Origin of the sequence: Pseudoalteromonas sp. Hal040 (assembly GCF_037162425.1) — a bacterium.
Taxonomy (GTDB): Bacteria; Pseudomonadota; Gammaproteobacteria; order Enterobacterales; family Alteromonadaceae; genus Pseudoalteromonas; species Pseudoalteromonas gelatinilytica.
Map to the genome: position 1 here is coordinate 565553 of NZ_JARLUU010000001.1, position 11403 is coordinate 576955.

The 11403-nt window shown below is 41.3% G+C and carries 15 protein-coding genes; 11 read left to right on the forward strand and 4 right to left on the reverse strand.

All coding sequences use genetic code 11. The features are described 5' to 3' along the window. Positions 1-19: 19 nt before the first annotated feature. Positions 20-427: a DUF2721 domain-containing protein gene (locus P4S60_RS02565; protein WP_054560956.1), complete on the reverse strand. Its 408-nt coding sequence runs from the start codon at positions 425-427 to the stop codon at positions 20-22. Between the two features lie 86 nt (positions 428-513). Here P4S60_RS02565 and P4S60_RS02570 point away from each other — a divergent pair, with 86 nt between their 5' ends. The 3 genes from P4S60_RS02570 to tsaD all read left to right on the forward strand — a co-directional run bounded on the left by P4S60_RS02570 (position 514) and on the right by tsaD (position 2528). After that, positions 514-879, forward strand: coding sequence for a putative signal transducing protein (locus P4S60_RS02570; RefSeq protein WP_054560955.1), 366 nt, complete (start codon positions 514-516; stop codon positions 877-879). After that, positions 863-1453 carry a YjaG family protein gene (locus tag P4S60_RS02575; protein WP_063703099.1) on the forward strand — a complete coding sequence of 197 codons (591 nt, stop codon included), beginning with the start codon at positions 863-865 and terminating at the stop codon, positions 1451-1453. Before P4S60_RS02570 ends, P4S60_RS02575 begins: the two co-directional genes overlap by 17 nt. 61 nt (positions 1454-1514) lie before the next feature. Then, positions 1515-2528, forward strand: a complete 1014-nt coding sequence (tsaD, locus tag P4S60_RS02580) for a tRNA (adenosine(37)-N6)-threonylcarbamoyltransferase complex transferase subunit TsaD (protein ID WP_063703101.1) — start codon at positions 1515-1517, stop codon at positions 2526-2528. 7 nt (positions 2529-2535) lie between these two features. Here the strand turns inward: tsaD and plsY are convergent, their stop codons facing one another. Further along, positions 2536-3138, reverse strand: coding sequence for a glycerol-3-phosphate 1-O-acyltransferase PlsY (plsY, locus tag P4S60_RS02585; RefSeq protein ID WP_119852424.1), 603 nt, complete (start codon positions 3136-3138; stop codon positions 2536-2538). 228 nt (positions 3139-3366) lie between these two features. Between plsY and folB the strand changes: the two genes are divergently transcribed. The 8 genes from folB to trmB all read left to right on the forward strand — a co-directional run bounded on the left by folB (position 3367) and on the right by trmB (position 9522). After that, positions 3367-3723: a dihydroneopterin aldolase gene (folB, locus tag P4S60_RS02590; protein ID WP_337114904.1), complete on the forward strand. Its 357-nt coding sequence runs from the start codon at positions 3367-3369 to the stop codon at positions 3721-3723. Between the two features lies 1 nt (position 3724). Then, positions 3725-4213: a 2-amino-4-hydroxy-6-hydroxymethyldihydropteridine diphosphokinase gene (folK, locus tag P4S60_RS02595; protein ID WP_188727960.1), complete on the forward strand. Its 489-nt coding sequence runs from the start codon at positions 3725-3727 to the stop codon at positions 4211-4213. Further along, positions 4210-5013 (forward strand): undecaprenyl-diphosphate phosphatase, encoded by an 804-nt coding sequence (locus tag P4S60_RS02600; RefSeq protein WP_337114905.1) that lies wholly within the window; start codon positions 4210-4212, stop codon positions 5011-5013. The genes folK and P4S60_RS02600 overlap by 4 nt, the downstream gene beginning before the upstream one ends. Before the next feature lie 161 nt (positions 5014-5174). Continuing rightward, on the forward strand, positions 5175-6518 hold the full coding sequence (gene mpl / locus P4S60_RS02605) for a UDP-N-acetylmuramate:L-alanyl-gamma-D-glutamyl-meso-diaminopimelate ligase (RefSeq protein ID WP_337114906.1): 1344 nt from the start codon (positions 5175-5177) through the stop codon (positions 6516-6518). Positions 6519-6540: 22 nt separating this feature from the next. Next, positions 6541-7164 carry a flavin prenyltransferase UbiX gene (locus P4S60_RS02610; RefSeq protein WP_337114907.1) on the forward strand — a complete coding sequence of 208 codons (624 nt, stop codon included), beginning with the start codon at positions 6541-6543 and terminating at the stop codon, positions 7162-7164. Further along, positions 7161-8090 carry an ABC transporter ATP-binding protein gene (locus tag P4S60_RS02615; protein WP_063703115.1) on the forward strand — a complete coding sequence of 310 codons (930 nt, stop codon included), beginning with the start codon at positions 7161-7163 and terminating at the stop codon, positions 8088-8090. The genes P4S60_RS02610 and P4S60_RS02615 overlap by 4 nt, the downstream gene beginning before the upstream one ends. Further along, entirely contained in the window at positions 8090-8857 is a 768-nt protein-coding gene (locus tag P4S60_RS02620) for an ABC transporter permease (RefSeq protein WP_337114908.1), read from the forward strand. The genes P4S60_RS02615 and P4S60_RS02620 overlap by 1 nt, the downstream gene beginning before the upstream one ends. Next, positions 8857-9522 carry a tRNA (guanine(46)-N(7))-methyltransferase TrmB gene (gene trmB / locus P4S60_RS02625; protein WP_138619242.1) on the forward strand — a complete coding sequence of 222 codons (666 nt, stop codon included), beginning with the start codon at positions 8857-8859 and terminating at the stop codon, positions 9520-9522. Before P4S60_RS02620 ends, trmB begins: the two co-directional genes overlap by 1 nt. Here the strand turns inward: trmB and P4S60_RS02630 are convergent. Together P4S60_RS02630 and P4S60_RS02635 are read right to left on the reverse strand one after the other, a co-directional pair. Then, the gene (locus tag P4S60_RS02630) at positions 9519-10637 is read right to left on the reverse strand and encodes an EAL domain-containing protein (RefSeq protein ID WP_337114909.1); all 1119 of its coding nucleotides are present in this window, start codon (positions 10635-10637) and stop codon (positions 9519-9521) included. The two genes, trmB and P4S60_RS02630, sit on opposite strands and share 4 nt — an antisense overlap. Further along, positions 10604-11368 (reverse strand): hypothetical protein, encoded by a 765-nt coding sequence (locus P4S60_RS02635; protein ID WP_337114910.1) that lies wholly within the window; start codon positions 11366-11368, stop codon positions 10604-10606. Before P4S60_RS02635 ends, P4S60_RS02630 begins: the two co-directional genes overlap by 34 nt. Between the last annotated feature and the right edge of the window lie 35 nt (positions 11369-11403).

Here is an 11403-nt window from a genome sequence, read left to right on the forward strand (position 1 = left end):
TAAGTATAGAGGCAGAAATTTACTCTGCCTTATCTGAAACTGGTTTTTTTTCGATATTCTTCAATTCGATTTCAATAGCATCACATGAAATGTGAATCTCATACAAAGAGGTGAGAAGCGACAAGGCTAAGCACGCCAGGCTGATACCAAATAAAATGATACCTGTGGTATTAAATTCGATGAATAATGCAAACATTGATAAGGTACACATTAAAAAAGAGGCAACGCCATAAACCTGCATTACGCGAATTAATTTAATGCGTTTTCTTAAATTGGTAATTTGCGCAACAACCAATGGGCGGATACTTTCTCCTTCACGTGCATTGAGTTCTCGAATAAGCTGAGCAAGCACTAAAAAGCGATTAGTGTAAGCAAGTAACAGTAAAGAGATCGCAGGGAATAACAATCCCGGTGTTGTTAAAGTCATGTGGCTACCTTGAAATAAGCATTGCAGCGAAGTTAGTTGCTAGCGTAGTTTAGGATTTAAAGATAGAAAAGTAAAAGGGAAGTGATTTGCAAAACAATAATTTAAATCAACCAGCCAAGCAGGACCCATTCGCTTGGGTGAAAGTGTTTCAGGCTGAAAACGGCTTAGAAGCAAACATTATTAAAGGGCTTTTAAAAAGTAAAGGGATTGAATCGCAACTACAAGGAGAGCTTTTACAAGGGGCGCTTGGGGAAATCCCATTTGAACAAACAGGGGTTGATATACTTGTTTACGCATTAAAAGAGCGCCAGGCGCAAGAAATATTGCTAAACTACCGGCAATTAAAACAATCGGCTCCTGACTGGGTATGCCCAAAATGTCATGAGCTTAACGGAGCAACATTTGAAATATGTTGGTCTTGTGGGACTGTAAAGAATGACGAAAGCGAATAATTTTCAACGTATTAGAGAATTAAACTATTTGCAAAAAGCGGTGTTAGGCGGGGCATTACTTGAACGTATGCTGCCTAACTATAGCTTGTTTAGTGAAGCAACTGGGTTTGGTGATGCCGCGGTATTTCGTAGTGCACTAAATGTGTGCTGGGAAAAAATCTTACTGCCAAAAAGTAAGATTAGCCTTGAAAAGCAGATTGAGAAAATTGAACCAAATGTACCGGAGCTGAGCGACTTTGATATGTTTGGGACTTATCCTGCAATCGATACAGCAACCGCTTTATTAGGTATGTTGCATGGGTTGATTGCAAAAGATGAACAAGAGTTCTTGAGCATCAGTAAAATTTCACAGGCCTCGGTGGCACGCTTCATAGAGTACCAACTAACGGTTGATGGTGAAGTAGCAGATAACAAAGCCGTACGTGAACACCCTTTAATGCAATACGAAATTGATGTACTTGCAGAGCTTATTGATTTTGTAGAGCAAATGGGCCGAATTACCTCAGAGAACGTAAAAGAGCTTAAGCAGCTGGCGGTATCTGACGGTCAAACCAACATTGGTATTGCAATTTAATATTTAGTAATGCGTGTTTTCGCTGTAAAATGCGCGTTTGTTTTTTCTGGCGGAGTAATTGATGCGAATTTTAGGTATTGAATCATCATGTGATGAAACAGGTATTGCCATTTATGATGATGAACAAGGCTTATTAGCACATCAACTGTATAGCCAAGTAAAAGTACATGCTGATTACGGCGGTGTGGTACCTGAACTTGCTTCACGGGATCACGTGCGTAAAACCTTACCTTTAATTGATGCCGCCTTTGCACAAGCGGGCTGTGGCCCAGAAGACTTAGATGGCATTGCTTATACCGCAGGGCCTGGACTTGTTGGGGCGCTCCTTGTAGGTACTTCTATTGGTCGCTCTTTAGCCTATGGTTGGAATATTCCTGCAGTTGCTGTTCATCATATGGAAGGCCACTTACTTGCGCCAATGCTTGAAGAGGATAAACCTGAGTTTCCGTTTATCGCACTATTGGTGTCTGGCGGTCATACTATGATGGTTAAAGTATCTGGCATTGGTGAATACGAAGTATTAGGTGAGTCAGTTGATGACGCCGCTGGTGAAGCATTCGATAAAACCGCTAAGTTATTAGGTCTTGATTACCCTGGCGGCCCACGTTTAGCAAAACTTGCAGAACAAGGTTCGCCTGAGCGTTTTGTTTTCCCGCGTCCGATGACTGATAAACCAGGCTTAGATTTTAGCTTTAGTGGTTTAAAAACAGCGGCATCCCTTGCGATTCGTGATAGCGATGATGATGAACAAACTAAAGCTGATATTGCTCATGCATTCCAAACAGCAGTTATTGATACCTTAATCATTAAATGCAAACGTGCATTAAAACAAACCGGTATCAAACGTTTAGTGATTGCTGGTGGTGTAAGTGCTAACGTGCAGCTGCGTGCGCAACTTGAACGAGTAATGCAAGGCATGAAAGGGCGCGTGTATTATCCGCGCACAGAGTTTTGTACAGATAACGGTGCAATGATTGCTTACGCTGGTATGCAGCGTTTGAAAGCCGGTCAATTTGCAAGCCTCGATATGAAAACTAAGCCGCGCTGGCCTATTGATTCACTCGAAGCCTTATAACTGCTCGCTATTCTTGTTCAGGGGCTTTTTTCTTAGCCCCTACTTTAGGTTCTTCCCCAGCCATCAAGCGAGTAATATTTGCTCTGTGACGGAAAATTATCAGTACCGTTAAAAAGGTAACGGGCAAGGTATACAAAGGTTTTATCCACCACGTATAAAGAGGTGCTAATGAAACCGTGATCAGTGCCGCAAGTGATGAATAACGCGTAATAGCAACAATTAAGATCCACGTTGCAATCAACATCCCACCTAGCGATAAACCAATCGGTAATAATGTGCCAAAAGCGGTCGCGACGGCTTTACCACCTTTAAAACTAAAAAACAGTGGATACATATGGCCTAAACAGGCTGCCACACCAATTAAACCTAACATTAGTGGGTCTATTTTTAAAAAGTAGGCACCCCAAACAGGAATGGTTCCTTTTAAAATATCAAAGACAAGAACTAAAACAGCGGGGACTTTACCACCAAGGCGATAAACATTTGTAGCACCTGGGTTATTCGATCCATGACTGCGTGGGTCTGGTAGTTTAAACAGCCGTGATACAAGGATAGCGGAAGAGACCGATCCCAGTATGTAAGCTAAAACTAACATTAAAACTTCTAACACGCGCTTCCTTATTTTTTAATCTGCACTTTTGGGCTATCATTGGCGGCAAAACCATCTGCCGCTCTCATCGAGTAGTATGTAAGCACCATATTGCAATGCATCTATCCGTTATTGTAGGGGTAATTTTTATATATTAAAACACTATGACAGCTTATACAGCGCATTATTGAAATCAATAAGCGTTTAGGATGAGTATTGTTTTTAATATTTATGTCACTTGGAGTATCAATGGACAAGGTATATATATCACAACTGCACGTAGACACCATCATTGGCGTGTATGATTTTGAAAAAGAAAGTAAACAAAGCCTGTATTTTGATATTGAAATGTTATGTGATATTTCAGCCGCGGCGGCAACGGATGATATTAATTTAGCCCTTGATTATGCCAAGGTGAGTGAGCGAGTGATTGAGCACACAACAGCAAAACCTGTTGAATTACTTGAAACTTTAGTTGAGCAATTAGCTGCATTGATCCTTGCTGAGTTTGCGACCAGTCAAGTGACTATTCGTGTTAGTAAACCAGCCGCAGTGCCACAAGCGCAAACTGTGGGAGTTGAGATCACCCGTCGTAAGGCAAACTAACATGGCGCAAATATTTATAAGCCTAGGCTCTAATGTCAACAAAGAGCATTATCTTCGACAAGCGCTTATTGCCTTAAAGCCTTATTTTCCTGACTTTATACACTCGTCTGTTTATGAAAGTGAAGCGGTGGGGTTTGCAGGTAACAATTTTTATAATTCAGTGGTTGCTGCAAAAACCGATATGCCATTAGCTGAACTCTGTAAACTTTTGAAAAAAATTGAACTTGATAATGGCCGTACCCGTGAGGATAAAAAGTTTAGCCCGCGCACATTAGACCTTGATTTATTGTTTTATGATGACATTATCTGTGATTCGCCTGCGCAGTTACCGCGGGATGAAATAACCAAAAATGCGTTTGTATTACAGCCTCTTGCTGAAATAGCTCCCGACTTTTTTCACCCTGTAGCTAAGCTAACTTTGGCTGAGTTATGGAATAATTATAACAACCCACAACAAAAACTATGGAAGGTGGAGTTTTCTAACCCATGAGTATTATAGAGATAATTGTTTTAGCCTTAATTCAAGGATTGACTGAGTTTTTACCTATTTCGAGCTCAGCTCATTTAATTTTACCCTCACAAGTTTTAGGTTGGCACGACCAAGGCTTAGCATTTGATGTTGCGGTACACGTAGGTACGTTAGGTGCGGTGGTACTGTATTTTCGTAAAGAAGTGGTGGATATTCTCGGCGCTTGGTTTAAATCATTTGGCTCACAAGGAGCAACCGATGATAGTCGTTTAGGCTGGTGGATTATTGTAGCGACTATACCTGCATTATTAATTGGTTACCTATTCAAAGATTTTGTTGAAAGCTACTCGCGTAATGCATGGGTTATAGCCACCTCAACCATCGTATTTGGTTTGTTACTTTGGTATGCCGACGTAAAAGCAAAGCAAGTTAAGAATATTTACCAAATAAACTTTTTTAGCGCGTTATTGTTAGGCTTTTCGCAAGTTCTCGCTATGGTTTTCCCTGGAACATCGCGTTCAGGTATTACCATTACTGTGGGTTTAATGCTGGGCTTAAACAAGCAAAGCGCTGCACGTTTTTCATTTTTAATGTCAATCCCTGTGATTGCCGCAGCAGGTTCATATTATGTGTATCAGCTTGCAACAGCGGGCGAGGCAATTGATTGGCATGCTATTTTACTAGGCGCAGGTTTATCATTTGTGTCGGCTTATGCATGTATTTTCTTTTTCTTAAAAGTGATTGAGCGCATGGGCATGATGCCATTTGTTATCTACCGCTTACTATTAGGTTTAGGTTTGTTTGCATTCTTAATGCTATAAAATAAGTATTCACTTTAATTCGAAAAACACCTCAGATTGAGGTGTTTTTTTATGTTGGCTATTTGGCAAAAGTCTATTGCTGTGTAGTAATGGTAAGTAAAGCTTATATTTGGCATTATAGCGCCTTACTTATCTCTTAATCATTTTGCTCAGGACAGTAGATGCATATTCATATTCTTGGAATTTGTGGCACCTTTATGGGGGGAATTGCCGCAATCGCTAAATCGTTAGGTCACACCGTGACAGGCTCTGATCAAAATGTGTACCCGCCGATGAGCACGCAATTAGAAGAGCTAGGTATTACACTCACCCAAGGTTATGACGTTGCCCAACTAGAACCCGCGCCAGATATGGTGGTGATTGGTAATGCTATGAGCCGAGGTAACCCTTGCGTTGAATACGTACTTGATAAAGGCTTGCCTTATACTTCTGGTCCAGAATGGTTAAAGCATAATTTACTGCAAAGCTCGTGGGTTTTAGCTGTCGCTGGTACCCATGGTAAAACGACTACAGCGAGTATGCTGGCATGGTTACTAGAATACGCGGGAATGAAACCGGGCTTTTTGATTGGCGGTATCGTACAAAATTTTGGGGTGTCTGCCCGTGTTGGCGAAACGCCATTTTTTGTTATTGAAGCCGACGAATACGACACGGCGTTTTTCGATAAACGCAGTAAATTTGTTCATTACTTACCGCGTACCTTAATTCTAAATAATCTTGAATTTGATCATGCTGATATTTTTGAAGATTTAAACGCGATAAAGAAACAATTTCATCACTTGATGCGTACATTACCCTGTAGTGGCAAAGTGATCTGGCCAAGCCAAGACGAAGCACTACAAGATGTGATTGAACGTGGCCTTTGGAGCGAGAGCGAAACACTCTCGGGTGATTGGGATTACCGTTTACTTAAAGCTGATGGTAGCGAGTTTGAAGTGCTATTAAATTCACAAGTGCAAGGTGTTGTCAGCTGGCAAGCCATGGGTGAGCACAATGTCAAAAATGCCATTATGGCCATTGCAGCAGCCAGACACGTCGGTATCGCGGTATCTATCAGTATTGCAGGCTTAGCTGAGTTTATCTCTCCTAAGCGCCGTATGGAGCTTAAAGCCGACATTAACTCGATAAAAGTGTATGACGACTTTGCCCATCATCCAACGGCAATTAAAACAACCTTAGCAGGGCTACGTGCAAAAGTAGGCACTGATAAGATCATTGCTATTTTAGAGCCTCGTTCAAACACTATGAAAATGGGCGTGCATCAACAAACCCTAATTGACTCTCTCGATGCAGCAGATGATGTGTATTTATTTGAGCCAGAAAATTTAAGCTGGTCACTTAAAGAATATGCAGACAAAGCCGGTATGCATTGCATGAAAAGCACTGAGGAAATCATTACTCAGGTTGTTGGCAACAGTGCACCGTCACAACATATTTTAATTATGAGTAATGGTGGTTTTGAAGGTATTCATCAGCGTTTAATCTCTGCTCTTGAACAAAACTAACCAGTATACGGAGCTTAACTGTATGCAATTTAAAGATAAAATAACGTTAGCTTTTAGCGGTGCTTCAGGTGCTCCCTATGGCTTACGTTTATTAGAGGTATTACTTGAACAGCAGTTTCAGGTGTATGTACTGATCTCAAGTGCGGCAAGAGTGGTGCTTGATACTGAATCGAATATTAAACTTTCAGGCAACGAAGACAAAGCGACAGAGCAGCTTAGTACACGTTTTAATGCTGCCCCTGAGCAACTCAAAGTATTTGGTAAAGACAACTGGTTTAGTCCTGTTGCATCAGGCTCAGCTGCGCCGAAAAAAATGGTGGTTTGTCCGTGTAGTGCAGGTTCAGTGTCTGCAATTGCGGTCGGTGCGTCAGATAACTTACTTGAACGCGCTGCTGACGTGGTGATTAAAGAGCGTGGGCAGCTGATTTTAGTCCCGCGTGAAACGCCATTTAGCGAAATTCACCTTGAAAACATGCTGAAGCTAGCAAGGCTAGGCGTAACCATTATGCCAGCAGCTCCGGGGTTTTATCATCAACCAGAGCAGATTTCAGATCTGGTTGATTTTATGGTGGCGCGAATTTTAGATCATTTAAACATTGAACATACTTTGACGAAACGTTGGGGTTATGGAGAGGGCAAACAGTGAGCGAAAAAACGATCGCATTAAATATTGAAGGCCTAAAAAAGGTTTATAAAAATGGTGTTGAAGCCGTAAAAGGCATTGATTTACAAGTTCAGCAAGGCGATTTCTTTGCTTTACTTGGACCAAACGGTGCAGGTAAATCAACCACCATTGGTGTTATCTCATCGTTAGTGAACAAAAGTGCTGGTCGGGTTCAGGTGTTTGGTCACGACATTGATACAGACCTTGAAGCCGCTAAGTCTGAACTAGGCTTAGTACCGCAAGAATTTAATTTCAGTCAGTTTGAAACACTAAATCAAATTTTGGTAAACCAAGCGGGTTATTACGGTGTACCAAGAAAGCTAGCGCATGAGCGTGCTGAAAAATACTTAAAGCAGCTAGGTTTATTTGAGAAAAAAGATAAACAAGCGCGCACTCTTTCAGGCGGTATGAAACGCCGTTTAATGATTGCTCGTGCCCTGATGCATGAACCTAAGTTACTCATATTAGATGAACCAACAGCCGGTGTTGATATTGAGCTACGCCGCTCTATGTGGGATTTTCTTCGCGAGATTAATAAGCAAGGTGTGACCATCATCTTGACCACCCATTATCTAGAAGAAGCTGAGCTGTTATGTAAAAACATCGCGATTATCGACAGCGGTGTGATTGTTGAAAACACCACCATTAAAGCGTTACTAGCCAAGCTTGATAAAGAAACCTTTGTACTGGATTTAAAGCAACCTGTGCAGCCAATTAGCATCGACGGTTACAAATACACACTCACTGATGATCACACTTTAGAAGTTGAAGTGGCGAAGTCTCAGGGTTTAAACCAAGTATTTAGTGCGCTGACTGAACAAGGTAATACTGTGCTGAGTATGCGAAATAAAGCAAACCGATTAGAAGAGCTGTTTGTAGGCTTATTAGAACAAGGGCGAGGCGAATAATGTTTAGATATGGAGTAGCGCTAAAAAGTATTTGGATCAAAGAGTGTATTCGCTTTTTACGTATTTGGGTGCAAACCTTAGTTCCACCTGCAATCACGATGAGCCTGTATTTTGTGATTTTTGGTAATCTGATTGGTTCTCGTATCGGTGATATGGGTGGCTTTACTTATATGGAGTTTATTGTCCCGGGTCTGATTATGATGTCGGTGATCACCAACTCTTACTCGAATGTTGCTTCGAGTTTCTATTCGACTAAATTTCAAAAAAGCATTGAAGAGCTATTAGTTGCACCAGTGCCCAATTACATCATTGTACTTGGCTACATGGGCGGTGGCATGACACGAGGCATGCTGGTTGGTTTAATTGTTACCAGTGTTTCTTTGCTATTTGTTGATATTCAAATTCATAATATTTTTGTGATTATGGCAACGGTTATTTTAACGTCGGCTGTGTTTGCGTTAGGCGGTCTTATCAATGCAATTTATGCTAATAGCTTTGATGATATTAGTATTATCCCGACCTTTATTTTAACGCCGCTGACTTATCTCGGTGGGGTGTTTTACTCTATCACCTTGTTGCCAGAATTTTGGCAAGGCGTATCGCAAGTAAATCCAATTATTTATATGGTGAATGCATTTAGATATGGTTTCTTAGGTGTGTCTGATGTCGATTTATCGGTAGCATTTGGTGTACTTGGTTTATTTATTGTAGGTTTATTTACGTTAGCATTAACCCTTATTAAACGTGGTGTGGGGCTTAGACATTAATGACGGATGCAAATTCGAGAAGTATTGTATCGAATCAACCTGGCTTACATGAAAAGCTAGACGAAATTGTTTTAAAGCACTTAAGTGCTGAATTTAAAAAGCCGATTGCAGAGCATACGCAAGCGGCTTTTGATCAGGTTAACGAGAAGGTGCAGGCGTTTAACGGGCCGCTCATTCTTGATTCGTGTTGTGGTGTGGGTGAAAGCACCGCTAACTTAGCAAAACGTCACCCCGATGCGCTGGTGATTGGCATTGATAAATCATCACATCGTTTAGACAAGCATGATATCGAGTACAAGCAAACGGATGCAGGGCAGTACATTTTAGTACAAGCAGATCTAAACGACTTTTGGCGTTTAGCCGTGGCTGCAAACTGGCAACCTAGTCATCATTATCTGTTGTATCCAAATCCTTGGCCAAAAGCAAAGCACTTGCAAAGACGCTGGCACGGCGCTGCAATTTTTCCATATATCGTTAAATTAGGCGGTCGCTTAGAGCTGAGAAGCAACTGGGATATATACGTTAAGGAATTTGCCCGCTCACTAGAGCTTGCAGGGCATAAGTGCGATGTTGAGCTATATGAAAGCGATACTGCAATTACCCCATTCGAACGTAAATATTGGGCCAGTGGTCAACAAAGTCACCGTCTGGTGATCAACCTTTAATGAATATAGGGAGTCGGTGGTGCAAAGTGACTCCCTTGCATTAAAGTCACACCCGCGCGAGCTAGTGCGTCTGCTATTTGCTCGTTATCAACTTGCTCAGCAATCACTTCAAGTTTAAGTTGCTGAGCATATTTCACCAAGTTCTCAATAAACAGATAGTTATCGGCATTGATATGAATTTGGCTGACCAATCCTTTATCAAGCTTAAGGCCATCAATTTCGAGCTTTCTGATGTGGGGCAAGTTTGAAAAACCCGCGCCAAATTCATTAATAATAACCTGAGCGCCTTTATTTTTTAGGGTATTAATAAACGTTTTTACTTCACTAAAGTAAGCGATAGCATCACGCTCATAAAACTGAAAAATAATATTATGGGGCTGCGGGTAGCGCCTTAGTTGTAACTCTAAAAACTCGCTTAAACTAGGATCGAGAATATCTTGCGCAGTAATATTAATGCTCCAGCGCACATTGGTTTTTCTAAATTGCTCGATGCAACGGGTAAACATGGTGCGTCTTAAAAGGCCGTCCATCCGTGAGCGCTTCAGTACCATCATAAAGTAATCTGGTGTATGAATACGGCCCATGGCACTGGCCATTCTGGCAAGGCATTGATAATGGTCAATCTGTTTACTCTGGTTGTCATAGACAGCTTGAAAATAAGGAACAATGCGATTGTTATCGAAAGCTTCTTTTACTTCTTTGGCAAGGGTTACGTTACTTCTAAATCGCTCTTCAACTTGTTTAAAGACATTTTCATAACGCACAATACGCTGGTTATTTAGCTTTGCTTGTTGCAGCGCAACATGGGCATTTTCAATCAGCATTTGCTTATTACCGGTGGCGATACCTGCATACAAGCTCACGTAAATATAAGGCTCTTTTAGTGCTGGAATTGCATGGTTAAAGGCCGTTATTACATCATCGATATTGCGCTCATCACTATGCGTTCTCAATAGCGCAATTTTATTGGTTGCTAAACGATAAACAAACCCTTCGCCTGGCATTCGTGATTGAAAATAGCCAAGTAGGTTCGCCATTACTTTATCGCTCACTTGCGTGCCATAAAAACTGCTAATGTCTTCTAACTCATTAATGGCAACAACCGCCAGTTCCATGCGGTGTTTAGTAGTTTTTTTATGTAGTATTCCAGCGCGACATGGTTCGCAAAGCCGGTGCGGGCATCCGTAGAGAGTGAACGTTTCAGTTGTAAAAAATACAGCCCAGCAATAAGTGCAGCGATAAAGAAAAAGAAGCAGCCGGTGATCATTGCGCGTGTAACACTGTGCTGCAGTTGCTGATTCAAATCACTAATGGTTATGTCGGCACCTGTGATATAAGTGTGACCATTATTATCGACAAAAGTCACAAAGATACTTTTAAAATAGCCCCATTGATCTTTTGAGATCTCAAAGACTGGTTCAGTCGAAAAAAAGGCTTCTTTATTAAGTTCAGTTGCTTCTGGGTAGGCATCAAGAAACTGGGTAACGCGGCCATTGTTTTGATCTTTTTGCGTGTAGCTAGAGGCGCTAAAATACACTTTGCCGTCGCGCAGAATCATTGCGTATACATAGGCTAATTGCATTTGTTTTGCATACTCAGATAGAGCACGGCTTTTTTCTTTATAGATTGCCGCAGAGACTGGTAACCCTGCATTGACTATATTGTGGTAGTCATCACCGAGGATATGTTTGACACTGACCGCAGCATTAAGCAATTTGCTATCGATATTTTCCATGATCTCACTGCGGGTGGTTTCATAGGTGTAATAGATATAGCCAAATAAGCTTATAAAAAATGTGGCAAAGCCATATAGCAGCCAGCTGGTTTTTTGCATTCCTTTGGGCATAGAGGTTCCCTTAGCAGTTATCATTTGATTATACT